Here is a 17,002-nt window from a genome sequence, read left to right on the forward strand (position 1 = left end):
GGCCGCGGCCGCCGCGCGGCGGCCGGCCGGGCAGGCCTCGCGGCCGGCGTTGAACACCACCCTCGCCGTGGTGGCGACGGACGCCGCTCTCGACCGGGCTCGGGCGCAGAAGCTCGCCGGGACGTCGCACGACGGGCTTGCGCGGGCGGTACGGCCGGTGCATCTGCTGAATGACGGGGACACGGTGTTCACGCTGGCGACGGGCGAGCGGGCGTTCAGCGAGGACCCACGGAGCGAACTGGTGGAGGTGAATGCGGTGTTGGCCGCGGGCGCGGATGTTGTCACCCGCGCGGTGGTCAAGGCGGTGCTGGCGGCGCACACGGTGGACGGGCCGGGCGGGCACTTCCCCTCGTACCGCGATCTGTACGGCTGAGTGGCGGTCGGTGCGAAGCTCGGCGGCCGGGCGGTCGATGGGGCTCGGCGGCCGGGCGCGTGACCGCCGGTCCGGCGTGCGTCAGAGAGGGCCGAGGCGCCTCTTGAGCAAGCAGAATTCATTGCCCTCGGGGTCGGCGAGTACGTGCCAGCCTTCGTCGCCCGTCTGACCGATGTCGGCCCGGCGGGCGCCGAGCTTCAGGAGGCGCTCCAGCTCGGCGTCCTGGTCGCGGTCGGTGGCGTTGACGTCGATGTGCAGGCGTGATTTGCCCGGCTCGGGCTCGTCCCGGCGGCTGAGGATGATCGTCGGCTGCGGCCCGCCGAAGCCGTCACGCGGTCCGATCTCCAGCGAACCGTCGTCCTCGCGGTCCAGCACGACGAAGTCCAGGACCTCGCACCAGAACCGGGCAAGCGTCTCGGGCTCACGGCAACTCAGTACAAGCTCACTGACGCGGCAGGCCATGGGCACACTCTACTTTCGGCTGCTTCGGGCTGCTTTCGACTGCGTCCGGCTGCTTCCGGACGGGAGCTGCCGCCCCTGAGTCACTCGGCAGTTCCTCGGCGGTCACTCGGCAGTCCCTCGGCCTCAGCGGTGGGTGGTCGCGCGGGCGTCCATCGCCGTGCGTGCCGTCTGCTCGTCCTCGTAGACCTCGCACATGTGGCGGCCGTCCGGGGTGGCGGTGTGCTCGAGCTCCCACAGGCTGAGCTCATTGCCGTCGGTGAGCAGGAAGGCGTGCTCGTACAGCGCACAGCCCAGGCCGGAGGTGGCGCTTCCGCAGGGATGGCCGAAGGACTGGGTGATCTGGTGGGCGAGCGCGGTGCGCAACTGCTCGGCCACGTGGTCCCGGGGCCGGTCCGCGTTCTCCGCGCGGCGCAGGAGGCGGCGGGCGTGGTCGGCCGAGTCGTCGGGTGAGTAGGTGCGCGCGGGCCAGTCCCGGACGTCGGGGTGGACGAGACGCAGCCGCGCGATGGCGTGGGGCGGGGTCCCGGCCTCGTCGAAGTCCAGCTCGAGACCCGCGCCGACGCCGAGCTCCAGCTCGAGTGACAGGCCCGCGGCTCCCGGATCGCCGGGCGCACGGTCCGGATGCTGGTCCCCGCGGGGAGCAGTGCCGGTGCGCGCGCCGCGATCGGCCTGGGAGTCGCCCGCCAGGTCCGGGGCCAGTCGGGAGGCGGCGAGGTCGGCCTGGGCGGACTCGGTGTACAGCTCGTGGTCCGTCGGCCCGCCCTGGGTCGTGCCGTACGCCAGCTCCCAGAGGGTGAGCGCGCGGCCGTCCGCGAGGAGGAAGGTATGGCGACGGGTCTCGCGGTGCAGGCCCGCGGTGTGGTGGGCGGCGTGCAGCGAACTGTCGTACGCCAGGGCCGAGTCCAGGCTCGATATGGTCTCGTCGGGCAGCTCGAAGGAGTTCAGGGCGCGTCCGAGGAGCCGCTTGAGGTACTCCTCGGGGGTCTCGTACGTAACGCTCAAGGCTTCTCCCGGCATCGCTGCATGTCACCTTGTGACCGCTCACCGTAGTCCCTGCGGCGGACATCATGTCCGGTGTTCGGGGAAACGTACGACAGCTTCCCGGAGTTCCCGCAGGCGGGGGCCGAACTCCCGTTACCGGGAGGGTGATCGGGGTCGGTCGGAAGCCGACGTGAGGGGGGCCGCGAGCGGGAACGCCGCGACGGCGCACGCCCGGGGGCGCTCGTCCGTGGACGAGCCACCCCCGGATTCAACTACCGCCCCACGGAGGCGGGAACCTTCACCGCGGCATCTCCTGCGTCCGGCGAGCCCGCCCCGCCCTTCGCTCCTGTCTCCGGCTCGGCCTGCACCGTGCCCGCTCCGGCCGCGGTCCCGGCCGGCTCCCGGCGCATGCCCTTGAGGACGATGACAAGGGCGGCCGTCACACACGTACCGGCGGCGACCGCCACCAAGTAGAGCCAGGGCAGTCCGATCAGCGGGACCACGAAGATGCCACCGTGCGGGGCCTGCAGCGTCGCCCCGAAACTCATCGACAGCGCACCGGTGACCGCACCGCCCGCCATCGAGGCGGGGATCACCCGGAGCGGATCGGCCGCGGCGAACGGAATCGCGCCCTCGGTGATGAACGAGGCCCCGAGCACCCAGGCCGCCTTGCCGTTCTCCCGCTCGGTACGGGTGAAGAGCTTGCCGCGCACGGTCGTGGCGAGCGCCATCGCGAGCGGCGGGACCATGCCGGCGCCCATGACGGCGGCCATGACCTTGAGGTTGCCGTCCGTGGCGTCGGCGCCGAGGCCGCCGACCGCGAAGGCGTAGGCCACCTTGTTCAGCGGGCCGCCGAGGTCGAAGCACATCATCAGGCCGAGGATCACGCCGAGAATGACGGCGTTCGCACCGGTGAGGCTCTCCAGCCAGTCGGTGAGTGCGCCCTGCAGCGATGCGATGGGCTTGCCCACCACGAGGAACATCAGGAATCCGACGACCGCGGACGAGATCAGCGGGATCACCACGACCGGCATGATGCCGCGCAACACGGGTGGTATGCGGACTCGTTGGATCGCCATCACCACCGCGCCGGCGAGCAGGCCGGCGACCAGGCCTCCGAGGAATCCGGCTTCGATGGTCACGGCGACGGCGCCGCCGACGAATCCGGGTACGAGGCCGGGCCGGTCCGCCATGCCGTAGGCGATGTATCCGGCGAGCACGGGGACCAGGAAACCGAAGGCGAGTTGGCCGGTCTGGAAGAGGAGCGCGGCCCAGCTCGCGGCCTCGGTCCAGGCGAAGTGCTCGGCGACGGACTTCGCCTGGTCGATCTCGTAACCGCCGATCGCGAAGCCGAGGGCGATGAGCAGGCCTCCCGCGGCGACGAACGGGACCATGTAACTGACGCCCGACATCAGCCACTTGCGGAGCTTGGTGCCGTACCCGTCGCCCTCGTCGCCCGCGGCGTCCACGGGGGTGGGCGAGGCGGCGCTGCGCTCGCCGCGTGCGGCCTTCTCGCGTACTTCGGCGACGAGTTCGGCCGGGCGGTTGATGCCCGCCTTCACGCCCACGTCCACGGTGGGCTTGCCGGCGAAGCGCTCCCGCTCCCGTACGGGTACGTCGTGGGCGAAGATCACCGCGTCCGCGGCGGCGACGACGGTCGGGTCGAGGCGGGTGAAGCCCGCGGAGCCCTGGGTCTCGACGACGAGTTCGACGCCCGCGTCGCGGCCCGCGTTCTCCAGGGACTCGGCCGCCATGTAGGTGTGGGCGATTCCGGTGGGACAGGAGGTGACGGCGACGATCCTGAACGGCTGGTCGCCCGGAGCGGCCGAGGCCGCCTCCCCGGACTCCTCGGGCTCCTCGGGCTCCTCGGACCCGGCGGTGGCGTCCTCGCCCCTCACCAGGGCCGCCGCCTCGGCCGGGTCGCCGGTCGCGCGCAGGGCGGCGGTGAATTCGGCGTCCATCAGCCGGCGGGCGAGGGCGGAGAGGATGGTCAGATGGTCGCTGTCGGCACCGGCCGGGGCGGCGATCAGAAAGACCAGGTCGGCGGGCCCGTCGGGGGCGCCGAAGTCGATGCCGGTGGCGCTGCGGCCGAACGCGAGGGTGGGTTCGGTGACATGGGCGCTGCGGCAGTGCGGTATGCCGATGCCGCCGTCCAGGCCGGTGGGCATCTGCGCCTCGCGGGCGGCGACATCCGCAAGGAAGCCGTCCAGGTCGGTGACCCGGCCGAGGGCGGCCATCCGCTCGGCGAGCGAACGGGCCGCCGCCTCCTTGCTGTCGGCGGACAGGTCGAGATCGACCAGATCCGCGGTGATCATCTCGCTCATCGCGGGCTCCTTCGCACGCGTACGGCCCCGGGGACGGGGGCGGGGTGAGGACCGGGGGACGGGGACAAGGGGGTGTACGGGGACAAGAGGGTGTACTGGGACAAGAGGGTGTACGGGGTGGGGACGACGACCGCTCCCGTACGACTCGAGGCCGACGGGACTTCACCCACGCGCTCCCCCACCGGGCTCATGCGGCCGGCTCCATGAGGGCGCGGTCCAGGGGGACTTCGGAGGTGACGGTGACCGCGTCGGGCACCAGGTCGGCCGGCGTGGGCATCACACTGCCGGGCAGCTGCACCGCGGCGGCGCCGTGCGCGACCGCGGCGGCCAGCGCCTGCGGCCCCGTACCGCCGGCCGCCAGGAATCCGGCGAGCGAGGCGTCGCCGGCACCGACGTTGCTGCGCACGGTGCCCACCGGAGCGCTGCCGAAGTGCAAGCCCGTGGCGTCGACCAGGAGTTGACCGTCCGCGCCGAGGCTGGCGAGCACGGCGCGCGCCCCCCGCTCACGCAGCTCCTCGGCCGCCTTGACGGCGTCGCCGACGGTGGACAGCGGGCGGCCGACCGCCTCGGCGAGCTCTTCGGCGTTCGGCTTGACGACATCGGGGCGTTCGGCGAGGGCGGCGAGCAGCGCCGGGCCCGAGGTGTCGAGGGCGATACGCGCGCCGGCCTCGTGCGCGCGGGCGGCGAGCGCGGCGTACCAGGAGGGCGCGAGGCCGCGCGGGAGGCTGCCGCAGCAGGCGACCCAGTCGGCGTCCTGGGAGCCCGCGGCCACCGCGGTGAGCAGTGACTCGGCCTCGTCCGCGGAGAGTTCGGGCCCCGGGGCGTTGATCTTCGTGAGGGTCCCGTCGGGCTCGGCGACCGAGATGTTGGAGCGGGTGTGGCCGGCCACCGGCACGGGTACGGCGACGATTCCCTGGTCACGCAGCAGCGTCGCGACGAGTTCGCCGGGTACGCCGCCGAGCGGGAGCACGGCGAGGGTGGCGACGCCTGCGGCGGAGACGGCGCGCGAGACGTTGACGCCCTTGCCGCCGGGGTCCAGGCGCTCGCCGGTGGCCCGGACGACCTCGCCCCGGTCGAGGGCGGGGACCTCGTAGGTGCGGTCGAGGGACGGATTCGGGGTGACGGTGAGAATCATGCGGCTGCTGCTTCCGGTGGTGCGGATGTGCCTGCCGTACGGGGTGGGCCGGCGAGGCATCGGCGGTGCGAGGAGGACGGGGAGCCGGGCGTGGAGAGGCCCGGCGCACGGGCGGAGGCGGCTGCCCGGCTACACGCGCAGCACCTCCGTACCGTCCTGCTCGATCGCCTCCGCCTCCCCCGGATCGAGGCCGGTGTCGGTGATGAGCAGGTCCACGTCGGCGAGTGAGCCGAAGCGGGCGAAGTGCTCCTGGCCGTGCTTGGCCGAGTCGGCGAGCAGGACGACGCGGCGGGCCGCGTTCGCCGCGGCCCGTTTGACGGCTGCCTCGGCGAGATCGGGGGTGGTGAGACCGGCCGCGGCGGAGAAGCCGTTGGCCGCGAGGAAGGCGACATCGGCGCGGATCTCGCCGTAGGAGCGCAGGGCCCAGGCGTCGACGGCCGCCCGCGTGCGGTGGCGGACGCGGCCGCCGATGAGGTGGAGCTGGATGCCGGGGTGGTCGGCGAGCCGGGCGGCGACGGGCAGGCCGTGGGTGACGACCGTGAGCCCGGATTCGAGGGGGATCGCGCCGGCGAGGCGGGCGACCGTCGTACCGGCGTCGAGGATGACGCTGCCCTCCGTGGGCAGCTCCGCCACGGCGGCGCGCGCGATGCGGTCCTTCTCGTCGGCCGCGGTGGACTCGCGCTCGGCGAGGTCGGGCTCGAAGTCGAGTGCGCCGGCCGGGATCGCGCCGCCGTGCACACGGCGGACGAGGCCGGCGCGGTCGAGCGCCTTGAGGTCGCGCCGGATGGTCTCGGCGGTGACCTGGAACTCCTCGGCGAGCGAGAGCACGTCCACCCGGCCGCCGTCACGAGCGAGGCGGAGGATCTCCTGCTGGCGCTCCGGTGCGTACATGTGGTTTCAGCTCCGCTTCATGCCCGAACATGTGGTTTCCCTCCCCAAGATACGACCAGATTTCCGGGAAGTAAACACATTCGGGCATGACGCGGACCGAAACAAAAGCGGCCGGGGACGGACGGTCCGGCGGGTCACCCGGCCGGCACGGTCACCTTCTCCTCCGCCTCACGATGGACGTCGTCAGCAGCCTCACCGGCCACCACACCTTCCCCATGCCCCGCACCCCGCGACGGCAGCGCGAACATCACCAGGAAGATCGCCCCGAGCACCCCGGCCACCCAGCCGAGCGCATTCTCGAAGGCGGACACGAACGCGGGTCCGACGGCAGCGGGCGCAAGCGGCTCGTCGATCACTCCGAAGAACACCACCGACACCAGGCCGAGCCCGAGCGCATTGCCCATCTGCATCGTCGTGTTGACCAGCCCGGAGGCCGAGCCGGAGTGCTCACGCGGCACGTCGGAGAGCACGGCGTCGGTCAGCGGCGCCACGATCAGGCCCATCCCGACGCCCATCACCACGAGCGGCGGCGCCATCTGCCAGGACGAGATCCCGGCGCCGTACCGCCCGGCCTCCCAGAGGTACTGCAGCACACCGGACGCCATGATCAGCGCCCCGCCCTGCAGCACCTTGCGGCCGAAGCGCGGGACCAGCTTCTGTACGGAGATCCCGGCCGCCACCGATACCGCGACGGAGAACGGCACTCCGGTGAGCCCCGCATGCAGCGCGCTCCAGCCGAGCCCGTACTGCAGATAGAGCGTCCACACCAGGAAGAAGATGCCGAGGGCGATACCGAAGGTCAGCTGCACGGCGATACCGGCACTGAAGCTCTTGACCCGGAACAGCGACAGCTCGATGAGCGGCGACCCGTCCCGCACCGTCTTCCGCCTCTCGTACGCGACCAGTACGGCGAGGACGACCAGGGCGCCGGCCATCAGGGCGTACCCCCACAGCGGCCAGTCCAGCTCGCGGCCGCGGGTCAGCGGATAGAACAGCATCAGCAGGGCGACGGTGACGAGCGCGACTCCGACGAGGTCGAGGCGCAGCGCCTTCGGGGCGCGGGACTCGAGGATGTACGTGCGGCCGAGGACCAGCGCCGCGATACCGACGGGCAGATTGATCAGGAAGATCGGACGCCAGCCGAGGCCGAACAGGTCACCCTCGGTGAGCAGCGCGCCGAGCAGCGGCCCGGAGACCGCACCGAGACCGACGATGGCGCCGAACAGGCCGAAGACCTTGCCGCGTTCGTGCGCCGGGAAGGTGGCGTGCACGATCGACAGGACCTGCGGGACCATCAGGGCCGCGGTGGCGCCCTGCAGGATCCGCGAGGCGACGAGCATCTCCGGGCTGCCGGCGAAGCCGCAGAGCGCGGATGCGGCGGTGAAGCCCGCGACGCCGATCAGGAAGATCCGCTTCCGGCCGTGGATGTCGCCGAGCCGCCCGCCGGTGATCAGGCCGGCCGCGAAGGCGAGCGCGTATCCCGCGGTGATCCACTGGATCTGGCCGAAGGAGGCCCCGGTGTCGCGCTGGATCGAGGGAATCGCGATGTTGACGATCGTGACGTCGACGAGGTCCATGAAGGCCGCGGTCATCACGATGGCGAGGGCGAACCAGCGGCGCCGGTCCGAAGGCGGCGACGCGTCGAAGGTGGCTGGTGCATGAGAGGTGCGAGAGGTCATGCCGGAAAACTAGAAGCCATGTAGGTCGGATGATGTCCTTGTTCTGCGGCATTCTGACGGCATGACGACGGATACTCCGGCACGGCTCCTCCAGCTCCTCTCTCTGCTGCAGACTCCGCGCGAATGGCCGGGCGGCGAGCTCGCCGGGCGGCTCGGGGTCTCCCGGCGCACGGTCCGCCGCGACATCGACCGGCTGCGCGAGCTCGGCTATCCGGTGCAGGCGACCATGGGCGTCGAGGGCGGATACCGCCTGGTCGCGGGCAAGGCGATGCCGCCGCTCGTGCTAGACGACGAGGAGGCGGTGGCGATCGCGGTCGGACTGCGCGCGGGCGCGGGCCATGCGGTGGAAGGTGTGGAAGAGGCCTCGGTACGTGCGCTCGCGAAGCTCGAGCAGGTGCTGCCCTCGCGGCTGCGGCACCGTGTGACGACCCTGCAGTCCGCGACGACTCCGCTCATCGGGGGCGACGGGCCGACGATCCCGACGGAGACGCTGACCGTGCTCGCCTCGGCCTGCAGTGGGCACGAGCGGCTGCGATTCGGCTATCGCGCGGGTGACGGGACCGACTCGCGCCGGCTCGTCGAGCCGTACCGCCTCGTCTCGACGGGCCGCCGCTGGTACCTGGTGGCGTACGACCTGGAGCGCGAGGACTGGCGGACCTTCCGGGTGGACCGGGTCTCGGATCCCTTCGCGACGGGCGCGCGCTTCTCGCCGAGGGAGCTGCCGGGCGGGGATGCGGCGGAGTACACGCGGCGTTCGATGCAGCGTCAGCAGACCTCGTACGAGATCGATGTGACGTTCGAGGCGCCGGCGGAGGTGGTGGCGGCGCGGATCCCGGCGGCGATCGGGGTTCCGGAGCCGGTGGACGCGGACAGCTGCCGGCTGCGGGCGACGGCGGGCGATGCGATCGAGTGGCTGACGCTGCGGCTCACCTTGGTCGGTGTCGACTTCACGGTCCACGCGCCTACCGAACTGATCGCCCACATCGAGCAGTTGGGCGCACGGCTGGTACGAGCCGTCCCGACCAACTCAAGCCCACCCCACAGAAGCCCGTCCGGCGGCAAATAGAGCCCGTCCGGCGGCAATCAAGCCTGTCCGGCGGCAAATAGAGCCCGTCCGGCGACTGAGGACAAGGCGCGCAGCGCCGGAAATCAAGCCCGTCCGGCGACTGAGGACAAGACGCGCAGCGCCGGGGGGCTGCACACGGACGCCCGAACAGGGGTGAGCCCCGGCGCCGGGGGGGTGGGCACCGGGACTCGGCTATATGGAGGGCGACAGCCCGACTACGCCGCCGCGTCGAATCCCGTGTCGCGGGCCAACCGCTTCAGTTCAAGAAGCGCATGCTTCTCGATCTGCCGGATCCGCTCACGCGTGAGGCCGTGCTCCTTGCCGACCTCGGTCAGGGTCCGCTCGCGGCCGTCCTCGATGCCGTACCGCATCTTGATGATGGACGCGGTGCGGTGGTCGAGACGCCCGATGAGGTCGTCGAGCTCCTCGCTGCGCAGCAGCGTCAGCACGGACTGCTCGGGCGACACGGCCGAGGTGTCCTCGAGGAGGTCACCGAACTGGGTCTCGCCCTCGTCGTCCACCGACATGTTCAACGACACCGGGTCGCGGGCCCAGTCGAGGACGTCGGCGACGCGCTCCGGCTTGGCGCCGAGCTCCTCGGCGATCTCCGTGTGCTCCGGGTCGCGGCCGTGCTCCCTGTTGAACTCGCGCTGGACGCGGCGGATTCGGCCGAGCTCCTCGACGAGGTGGACGGGGAGCCGGATGGTGCGCGACTGGTCGGCGATCGAGCGGGTGATGGCCTGCCGGATCCACCAGGTCGCGTACGTGGAGAACTTGAAGCCCTTGCGGTAGTCGAACTTCTCGACGGCGCGGACCAGGCCCGCATTGCCCTCCTGGATCAGGTCGAGCAGCGGGAGGCCGCTGCGCGGGTACCGGCGGGCCACGGCGACGACCAGGCGGAGATTGGAGCGGATGAAGATGTCCTTGGCCCGCTCGGCGTCGGCGATCAGCGCCTCGAGCTCCTCGGGCGTGGCGCCCTCGCCCGACTTGCTGGGCTCTTCGAGGGTCCCGTCCAGTATCTGCCGGGCGTACACACCGGCCTCGATGATCTGCGACAGCTCGACCTCCCTGGCCGCGTCGAGCAGCGGGGTGCGCGCGATCTCGTCGAGATACATCCCGACCAGGTCGCGGTCGGCGATCTCGCCGCTCGAGGCGCGAACCCTGCTTGTCGCGTCGGTCTTACCCCCGCCGCCGAGGGACTTCTGGCTGCCCTCTGTGGCGGACTTGCGACGGGCGACGGCACGGGTTGCCATGCGTGCTCCCTTGCGTATCGAGGGCTCTCCGGCTGGGCGGAGAGCGGGCGGGGCCGGTGATGTCTGAACTGCTGACTGGATGTGCTGCCTGAACTGTCTGAACTGTGCGGATCGACCCACCCTGCTCGGGTAACCCGCACCCGATGGAAACAACGACTGGAATCCGGACAGAATTCCCAAGGCGTCCATCAATTCTCGGAATCTTGCAGTACCCTGTGCCGCCGCGCGCCGGGAGGCCGCACTCCTGGGCCTCGGCGCCGCAGGTCAGAGTGCTATAGCGGATGCCGCGGGACCATTCGGGACATCTCTCACCCCGTCGTGAATGAGACGACCGTCACAGCCGGCGTACGAGCCGGGGGTCTGCTGCCCGCTGCACCTCACGAACAGCCCACGCCCCGACAACGCCGGACGCCCCGCTGCCGTTCCCCTCGGAGCGCGCCCCTGCAGAAGGACGAGTCCAGGCACCTTGTGGTTGCCACTGCCGGGCGGGTTCCCGAACGAGCCTCACGCAATCACCGAGGCGCGGACCCGCAGAATCGCTCCTGCCTCACTCCCCCGCGTGAATCGATCACGGAACGCTTTCGTCCACCTGTACGGCCTCCGTACGGTCCCGCTGTCGCTTGTGCCGCAAGCGCGCCCACGCCCACACTTGAGGAGGAGGTGCACGCCATGACCGCTCTCGCCCACAAGGCCCCCGAGGACATCACTCCGGACGCCGACCTCACGCCGACCCCGGTACTCGACGTCGACGAGGTCCTGTGGCAGGCATGGAAGACCCTGGAACTCCCCGAGGGCTACCACGCCGAGATCATCGAGGGAGCCATCGAGGTGTCGCCCACCGGCCGCCTGACCCACGCCCAGATCGTGAACCGTCTACGGGAATCCCTGGTGCTGTTCCTCGCCAAGAGCGAGTTCCAGTCCTTGCAGGACACCAACGTCATCCACGGCCGCAAAGCCTGGACCCCCGACGTCTTGATCGCCCCCAGAGACCTCGAGCCTCACGCCGACGAGGACGGCCTGGGCATCAAGGCCTCCGCTGTGAGTCTGGTCGTGGAGGTCGTCTCGCCCGGCCGCGAGTGCCGCAGACGCGACCGGGAGCGAAAGCGCCGCGAATACGCCCGGGCCGGCATCCCGCTCTACGTGATCGTCGACAGCCACGACGCCCGCGGCACCGTCACCGTCCTCAGTGATCCTCAGCCGGATCGGGCCGACTGGGTCGGCATACATCGAGTGCCCTTCGGCACCGAGGTGGTCCTCCAGGACGGCCCTGCCAAGGGCTTCGCCGTGACCGAGGCGATCACCGGGCCGCTCGCGGCGAAGCCCACGAAGGCGAGCGCCGAGAAGTAGGGCCGACGCCGGCCGACAGGACAGACCGCAGTCGCAGACCTCACCCGAACTGCACAGACCGCTTCGCAAGCCCCATCCAGAAGCCGTCGATGACCGGGCGGTGGGTGTCGAGGTCACCGGTGGCGTCCGCCGCGCCCAGGGTGACGAAGAGGGGGGCGAAGTGTTCGGTGCGCGGATGCGCAAGGAGGCCGGCCGGGGACCGGTGGGTGAAGTCGAGCAGTGCGTCCACGTCGCCGGCCGCGAGCGCCGCACCGCCCCAGGCGTCGAACTCCGCGGACCAGGACGGGATTCCGCCCTGCCGCAGCGCCGCCAGATTGTGCGTGAAGAAGCCACTGCCGACGATCAGCACACCCTCGTCGCGCAGCGGTGCGAGCCGGCGGCCGACGTCCATCAGGCGCTCCGGGTCGAGCGTGGGCAGCGAGATCTGGAGCACGGGGATGTCGGCGTCGGGGTACATCTCGACGAGCGGGACGTAGGCGCCGTGGTCGAGGCCGCGGTCCGGGACGTCCTGCACGGGAGTGCCGGCGTCGCTGAGCAACTTGCGTACGGAGTCGGCCAGTCGGGGCGCACCCGGTGCCGCGTAGGTCACCTGGTAGTAGTGCTCGGGGAAGCCCCAGAAGTCGTATACGAGCGGGCGCGTCTCGACGGCCCCGAGGGCGAGCGGAGCCTCTTCCCAGTGCGCGGAGACCATCAGGATCGCGGTCGGCCGGGGCAATTCGGCGGACCAGGCGGCGAGTTGACCCGGCCACAGGGCGTCGTCGGCGAGCGGAGGGGCGCCATGGCTCAGGTAGAGCGCGGGCATCCGCCCGACGCCGGGGCGTTCCTGGATGGCATTCATGTCTGCTCCCGCCTGCACAATCGCTGAGACCGGGCCCGAGGACCGGGTGGTCCGCCTGATCCCTCACGCTCGGCTTACTTGAATATTCAATCTCTACTCGACAGTACTCCACCCCGCCATTTCGTTCAAGTTTCAAGAAGTTCTTCGTACAGTGGGAGACATGACCAAGCACAACGAGGGCCCGCGCTGGCTCAACGACGAGGAACGGCGCACCTGGCTGGCGTATCTGCACGCCAGCACGCTCCTCGAGGACCATCTCGACCGGCAGTTGCAGCGCGACGCCCGGATGCCGCACGTCTACTACGGCCTACTGGTCCATCTGTCCCAAGCCCCCCGCCGCACGATGCGCATGACGGAGCTGGCCAGGAACGCCAAGATCACCCGCTCCCGGCTCTCGCACGCGGTGGCCCGTCTGGAGAAGTCGGGCTGGGTCCGCCGCGAGGACTGCCCCTCCGACAAGCGCGGGCAGAACGCGATCCTCACCGACGAGGGCATGGAGGTGCTCAGGCGTGCGGCGCCGGGCCATGTGGCAGCGGTCCGCCAGGCGATCTTCGACCGGCTCACTCCCGAACAGCAGAAGTCCCTCGGCGAGATCATGCAGATCATCGCCGAGGGACTGCAGCCGGCCGAGGCCGGAGCGGATCTGCCCTGGCTGCGCTGACGTTCACACCGCGCGGCCGGGGCCGTGGCTCAGTGCGCCACGACGGGCACCTTGACCTCGTCCGCCGCGGCCTCGCCGTCCTTCGCCGAGCCCGTGACCTCGCCCGCGCCGCCCTGGTGGCCGGCGTTGACGAAGGTCAGGGCGATGGCGGAGGCCACCACGAGGATGCCGACGGCCCACCAGATCGCGCTGCTGTAGCCGTCCACCATCGCCTGCGCCTGCAGCAGCTGCTGTGCCGCCGGGGTGGTGGCGTCCGCCGCGTGCGCGGTCAGATAGGCGGTGGTCGCGGAGGCGGCGACGGTGTTCAGGAGCGCGGTGCCGATCGCGCCGCCGACCTGCTGCGAGGTGTTCACCATCGCCGAGGCGACGCCGGCGTCCCGCGCCTCGACTCCGTGCGTGGCCAGGGACATGGCCGGCATGAAGGCCGTACCGAGACCGAGACCGAGCAGCAGTAGCGCAGGCAGGATCAGGGCCGGGTACGAGGAGTCGATCTTCATCTGGGTCAGCAGCAGCATGCCGAGGGCGCCGACCAGGAATCCGGGACCCATCAGGAGGCGCGGCTGGACGCGCGTCATCAGACGGGCACCGATCTGCGTCGAGCCGGTGATCATGCCCGCCACCATCGGCAGGAAGGCGAAGCCGGTCTTCACCGGCGAGTAGCCCTGCACGACCTGCAGGTAGTAGGTCAGGAACAGGAACACACCGAACATTCCGATGACCGCGAGGCCGAGCGACAGATACACGCCGCCGCGGTTGCGCTCGGTGAGCACGCGCAGCGGGAGCAGCGGCGACTTGACCCGCGCCTCCACGGCGACGAAGGCGAGCAGCAGTACGGCCGAGGCGACGAACATGCCGATGGTGACGCTGTCCGACCAGCCCTCGGACTCGGCGCGGGTGAATCCGTAGACCAGGGCGACCAGGCCGAGGGTGGAGAGGATCACGCCGGGGATGTCGAGCGGGGAGCGGTTGCGCGAGCCGGCCGGCTCACGGATCACGAAGTACGCACCGGCGGCGGCGATGATCGCGAAGGGGACGTTCACATAGAAGGTCCAGCGCCAGTCCAGGTACTCGGTGAGGAAGCCGCCAAGGATCAGGCCGACGGCGCCACCGCCACCGGCGATCGCACCGTAGATGCCGAAGGCCTTGGCACGCTCCTTGGCCTCGGTGAACATGACCGCGAGCAGCGAGAGCGCGGCGGGCGCGAGCAGCGCGCCGAAGACACCCTGCAGGGCGCGGGCGCCGAGCATCATGGCTTCGCCGGTGGCCGCACCGCCGAGCGCGGAGGCGGCGGCGAAGCCGACGAGGCCGGTGACGAAGGTGCGCTTGCGCCCCCACAGGTCGGCGATCCGGCCGCCGAACAGGAGCAGTCCACCGAAGGCCAGCGCATAGGCCGTGATGACCCACTGGCGGTTGCCGTCGGAGATGCCCAGGTCCTGCTGGGCGGAGGGCAGGGCGATGTTCACGATGGTCGCGTCGAGCACGACCATCAGCTGGGCGAGTGCTATGAAGACAAGCGCCTTCCAGCGCCTGGGATCGGGTTCGGCCGCCGGCGGCTTGGAGAGCGCCGGGGACGGGTTGGGGGCTGTTTCGGACATGGGGGTACCCACCTCGGTACGTCGTCGCATGAAAAAGCGTGAGAAATCGTCTTGATACGGCCGCGGGCGTCACTGACCGCGGTTGCTGAGTTCGCTGTCGGGGTCCGCCGCTCGTGGCGCGGACGGTTGAGGGGTCTCGGTCAGGTCAGGCCTCGCGCCTGAGGTCCTCCAGGGTGGCCGGGGCGCCGGGCAGCGCAGAGAGTGCGGGTGCCCGCAGCCCGTCGAGGAACAGCTGCAGATGACGGTGCACGAACCGGTCGATGCCCGGGCATCCGATGCCGGGCAGCGGACGGGTGAGCTGGGAGAGCGCGACCATCAGGTCGCCCACCGCCACGTCGGGCCGCAGCTGTCCGGCCGCGCGGGCCTGCTCCATCAGCTCCTCGACCATCCCCTCGAGACGCATCCGCGCCTCGTCGAGGTCCGAGTGGTCGCGGTGGTGACGCTCGAAGTCGCCGGCGAGCATCGGGCACAGGGCACCGATCCGCTCGTCGGCCGCGGCATGCACGAAGCGGCCGAGCGCCTCGAACGCGTCGGACTCCTCCGCGAGCGCCCGCTCGGCCTGGACCGATGCGCGGTCCATCACCGTGCAGACGACTTCCCTGATGAGTTCCCCGCGGTCCGCGAAGTGCCGGTACAGCGTGGCGTTCCCGACCTCCGCGCGGCGGGCGATCTCGTCGAGCGGGACCTCGGGTCCGAACTCGACGAACACCTCGCGCGCGGCGGCCACGATGCGCTCCCGATTGCGCAGGGCGTCGGCCCGCGGGCGGGGGACCTTGCGCGTGCGTCCGGTTGCGGTGACCACTGCGGCTCTCCTGTACGACTGGCCGGCCTGGACCGGCTATGCGGGGAATCCGTCCCCGTTTCGCGAGGACACCCATGCAAACGGGGAGACCTTCCCCGGTTATTTCGCACCTTCCTGTGACCTGACTCACACCTTCCTGGGTGCTCTCCGCGGGCCGCCCCTCGATCGGTCGCACTCAGCGAGCGCTCCGACACGCCGCGGCAGAAGGTGATCGACAGGGGGACCGATCGACCTGTGAGAGCAGCCGAGTCGCGCTCCGGCTGCCGCGAAACGGAAGGGCACCGCATGCAGCTGTCCCCCCGCTGGATATCCAGGGCGTGCCCGCGAAGCCTCAGGCCCCGACGCCGTACGGCACTCACCGCGGCGATAACCCTCGGCCTCTCGGTGAGCCTCTCGGCCAGCGCAGGACAGCTGCTTCCCGACTCACACACCGCGGCGGGCCCGATCGCCGCCGCCCGGGCCACGGCCCTCGGCCCCTGCATGATCAGCGGCACGATGGGCGTCCAGATGTCCGAGGGCGTGCCCACCGCACCCGGCTACTCCCGCTCCACCGGCCAGGTCCGCGCCCTCAACCTGATGATCGACTTCTCCGACGCACGGGGCGAGGGCTCCGCCACCGACCGGCTCGGCGAATTCTTCCCGCAGACCCAGAAATGGTTCCGCACCAGCTCGTACGGCCGGCTCGACTACCGGCCCGAGGCGCCCATCAAGGACTGGCTGCGGATGCCGCTGTCCTTCGCCGACTACGGGATAGAGCGCGGCGCCCCCTTCGACCCCGGCTACCGGCGCCTCGTCGAGGACATCGTGCAGGCCGCCGACCCCGAGGTGGACTTCCGGCGCTACGACCTGGTCAACATCCTGATGACGCCCAACGCGGGTCCGTCGGCGCTCGACACCGTCCTCTCGGTGACGTTCGCGGGCAATCACGAGGCGCCGGTCGCCGACGGAGTCCCGATCTCCAACGCCTCGTTCGTGTACAGCCGCCAGGACGACGGCTCCGGTTCGTACCGCGAGACCGGATACCGCGTACTGCCGCACGAGAACGGCCATGTCTTCGGGCTGCCCGACCTCTACACCGCCGACGGCGGCGGCGCGGTCGGCCACTGGGACATCATGAGCGAGGACTGGGGGGCCAACAACGATCTGCTGGGCTGGCACAAGTGGAAGCTGGGCTGGCTCGACGACCACCAGATCAGCTGCGCCGCCAATCCGGGCACCACCGAGCACGTCCTGGAGCCGCTGCCCACCGAGGGCGGCACCAAGATCGCCTTCGTCCCGCTGAGCGAACGCACCGGCATCGCGGCCGAGGTGCGCGTCCCGGGCGGCAACGACGAGGCGGTGTGCAAACCCGGTGTCCTGGTCTACCGGGTCGACGCCGACGTCGACACCGGCCAGGGACCGGTCAACGTCTCCGACTCGACCAAGGACAGCGGGGGTTGCACCCGCCGCCCCAATGTCCACGCCGAGCTGTCGGACGCCCCGTACTCCCCCGGCGAGACCTACACGGACAAGAAGACCGGCGTACGGATCACCGTCGACTCGGCCTCCACGGAAGGCACTTACCGGGTCCGCGTCACCCGTCCCTAGGGCGTGTA

The 17,002-nt window shown here is 71.0% G+C and carries 15 protein-coding genes; 5 read left to right on the forward strand and 10 right to left on the reverse strand.

The features are described from left to right. Nucleotides 1-373 (forward strand): P1 family peptidase (locus tag DY218_RS21880; protein ID WP_199566821.1); only part of this gene is annotated, 373 nt, incomplete at its 5' end. An 81-nt stretch (nucleotides 374-454) separates the two neighbouring features. Here the strand turns inward: DY218_RS21880 and DY218_RS21885 are convergent. The 6 genes from DY218_RS21885 to DY218_RS21910 all read right to left on the reverse strand — a co-directional run bounded on the left by DY218_RS21885 (nucleotide 455) and on the right by DY218_RS21910 (nucleotide 7,845). Then, nucleotides 455-835 (reverse strand): VOC family protein, encoded by a 381-nt coding sequence (locus DY218_RS21885; RefSeq protein WP_128557824.1) that lies wholly within the window; start codon nucleotides 833-835, stop codon nucleotides 455-457. 123 nt (nucleotides 836-958) lie between these two features. Then, entirely contained in the window at nucleotides 959-1,837 is an 879-nt protein-coding gene (locus DY218_RS21890; protein ID WP_128557825.1) for a DUF6227 family protein, read from the reverse strand. A gap of 251 nt (nucleotides 1,838-2,088) precedes the next feature. Next, nucleotides 2,089-4,140, reverse strand: a complete 2,052-nt coding sequence (locus DY218_RS21895) for a PTS fructose transporter subunit IIABC (protein WP_128557826.1) — start codon at nucleotides 4,138-4,140, stop codon at nucleotides 2,089-2,091. Between the two features lie 187 nt (nucleotides 4,141-4,327). Further along, nucleotides 4,328-5,275 (reverse strand): 1-phosphofructokinase, encoded by a 948-nt coding sequence (pfkB, locus tag DY218_RS21900; protein ID WP_128557827.1) that lies wholly within the window; start codon nucleotides 5,273-5,275, stop codon nucleotides 4,328-4,330. A 129-nt stretch (nucleotides 5,276-5,404) separates the two neighbouring features. Then, on the reverse strand, nucleotides 5,405-6,166 hold the full coding sequence (locus DY218_RS21905) for a DeoR/GlpR family DNA-binding transcription regulator (RefSeq protein WP_128557828.1): 762 nt from the start codon (nucleotides 6,164-6,166) through the stop codon (nucleotides 5,405-5,407). A 134-nt stretch (nucleotides 6,167-6,300) separates the two neighbouring features. Then, nucleotides 6,301-7,845: an MFS transporter gene (locus DY218_RS21910; protein WP_128557829.1), complete on the reverse strand. Its 1,545-nt coding sequence runs from the start codon at nucleotides 7,843-7,845 to the stop codon at nucleotides 6,301-6,303. Between the two features lie 61 nt (nucleotides 7,846-7,906). Between DY218_RS21910 and DY218_RS21915 the strand changes: the two genes are divergently transcribed. Beyond that, nucleotides 7,907-8,911 (forward strand): helix-turn-helix transcriptional regulator, encoded by a 1,005-nt coding sequence (locus tag DY218_RS21915; protein ID WP_128557830.1) that lies wholly within the window; start codon nucleotides 7,907-7,909, stop codon nucleotides 8,909-8,911. A gap of 215 nt (nucleotides 8,912-9,126) precedes the next feature. On the opposite strand, the gene DY218_RS21920 is transcribed toward DY218_RS21915, so the two are convergent. Beyond that, complete coding sequence (locus DY218_RS21920; RefSeq protein ID WP_128557831.1) at nucleotides 9,127-10,164, reverse strand: sigma-70 family RNA polymerase sigma factor; 1,038 nt, start codon at nucleotides 10,162-10,164, stop codon at nucleotides 9,127-9,129. A 669-nt stretch (nucleotides 10,165-10,833) separates the two neighbouring features. Between DY218_RS21920 and DY218_RS21925 the strand changes: the two genes are divergently transcribed. Beyond that, entirely contained in the window at nucleotides 10,834-11,511 is a 678-nt protein-coding gene (locus tag DY218_RS21925) for a Uma2 family endonuclease (protein WP_128557832.1), read from the forward strand. Nucleotides 11,512-11,551: 40 nt separating this feature from the next. Here DY218_RS21925 and DY218_RS21930 read toward each other — a convergent pair whose 3' ends face one another. Next, a complete protein-coding gene (locus DY218_RS21930) occupies nucleotides 11,552-12,349 on the reverse strand; it encodes a dioxygenase family protein (protein ID WP_233521792.1) in 798 nt (265 codons plus the stop codon). 160 nt (nucleotides 12,350-12,509) lie between these two features. On the opposite strand from DY218_RS21930, the gene DY218_RS21935 reads away from it, so the two are divergent. Next, a complete protein-coding gene (locus DY218_RS21935; RefSeq protein ID WP_128557833.1) occupies nucleotides 12,510-13,010 on the forward strand; it encodes a MarR family winged helix-turn-helix transcriptional regulator in 501 nt (166 codons plus the stop codon). A 29-nt stretch (nucleotides 13,011-13,039) separates the two neighbouring features. On the opposite strand, the gene DY218_RS21940 is transcribed toward DY218_RS21935, so the two are convergent. Both DY218_RS21940 and DY218_RS21945 read right to left on the reverse strand, forming a co-directional pair. Then, nucleotides 13,040-14,605 (reverse strand): MFS transporter, encoded by a 1,566-nt coding sequence (locus DY218_RS21940; RefSeq protein ID WP_128557834.1) that lies wholly within the window; start codon nucleotides 14,603-14,605, stop codon nucleotides 13,040-13,042. 145 nt (nucleotides 14,606-14,750) lie between these two features. Then, the gene (locus tag DY218_RS21945) at nucleotides 14,751-15,407 is read right to left on the reverse strand and encodes a TetR/AcrR family transcriptional regulator (RefSeq protein WP_128557835.1); all 657 of its coding nucleotides are present in this window, start codon (nucleotides 15,405-15,407) and stop codon (nucleotides 14,751-14,753) included. 285 nt (nucleotides 15,408-15,692) lie between these two features. Between DY218_RS21945 and DY218_RS21950 the strand changes: the two genes are divergently transcribed. Beyond that, nucleotides 15,693-16,994 (forward strand): M6 family metalloprotease domain-containing protein, encoded by a 1,302-nt coding sequence (locus DY218_RS21950; RefSeq protein WP_128557836.1) that lies wholly within the window; start codon nucleotides 15,693-15,695, stop codon nucleotides 16,992-16,994. Nucleotides 16,995-17,002: the final 8 nt, after the last annotated feature.

Origin of the sequence: Streptomyces triticagri (assembly GCF_003429565.1) — a bacterium.
Taxonomy (GTDB): Bacteria; Actinomycetota; Actinomycetes; order Streptomycetales; family Streptomycetaceae; genus Streptomyces; species Streptomyces triticagri.

Bases quoted from the DNA above. Each gene is read 5' to 3' on its own strand.
- pfkB (WP_128557827.1), bottom strand. From the start codon at position 5,275: ATGATTCTCACCGTCACCCCGAATCCGTCCCTCGACCGCACCTACGAG.
- DY218_RS21925 (WP_128557832.1), top strand. From the start codon at position 10,834: ATGACCGCTCTCGCCCACAAGGCCCCCGAGGACATCACTCCGGACGCC.
- DY218_RS21915 (WP_128557830.1), top strand. From the start codon at position 7,907: ATGACGACGGATACTCCGGCACGGCTCCTCCAGCTCCTCTCTCTGCTG.
- DY218_RS21950 (WP_128557836.1), top strand. From the start codon at position 15,693: ATGCAGCTGTCCCCCCGCTGGATATCCAGGGCGTGCCCGCGAAGCCTC.
- DY218_RS21905 (WP_128557828.1), bottom strand. From the start codon at position 6,166: ATGTACGCACCGGAGCGCCAGCAGGAGATCCTCCGCCTCGCTCGTGAC.
- DY218_RS21885 (WP_128557824.1), bottom strand. From the start codon at position 835: ATGGCCTGCCGCGTCAGTGAGCTTGTACTGAGTTGCCGTGAGCCCGAG.
- DY218_RS21895 (WP_128557826.1), bottom strand. From the start codon at position 4,140: ATGAGCGAGATGATCACCGCGGATCTGGTCGATCTCGACCTGTCCGCC.
- DY218_RS21935 (WP_128557833.1), top strand. From the start codon at position 12,510: ATGACCAAGCACAACGAGGGCCCGCGCTGGCTCAACGACGAGGAACGG.
- DY218_RS21930 (WP_233521792.1), bottom strand. From the start codon at position 12,349: ATGAATGCCATCCAGGAACGCCCCGGCGTCGGGCGGATGCCCGCGCTC.
- DY218_RS21910 (WP_128557829.1), bottom strand. From the start codon at position 7,845: ATGACCTCTCGCACCTCTCATGCACCAGCCACCTTCGACGCGTCGCCG.
- DY218_RS21920 (WP_128557831.1), bottom strand. From the start codon at position 10,164: ATGGCAACCCGTGCCGTCGCCCGTCGCAAGTCCGCCACAGAGGGCAGC.
- DY218_RS21940 (WP_128557834.1), bottom strand. From the start codon at position 14,605: ATGTCCGAAACAGCCCCCAACCCGTCCCCGGCGCTCTCCAAGCCGCCG.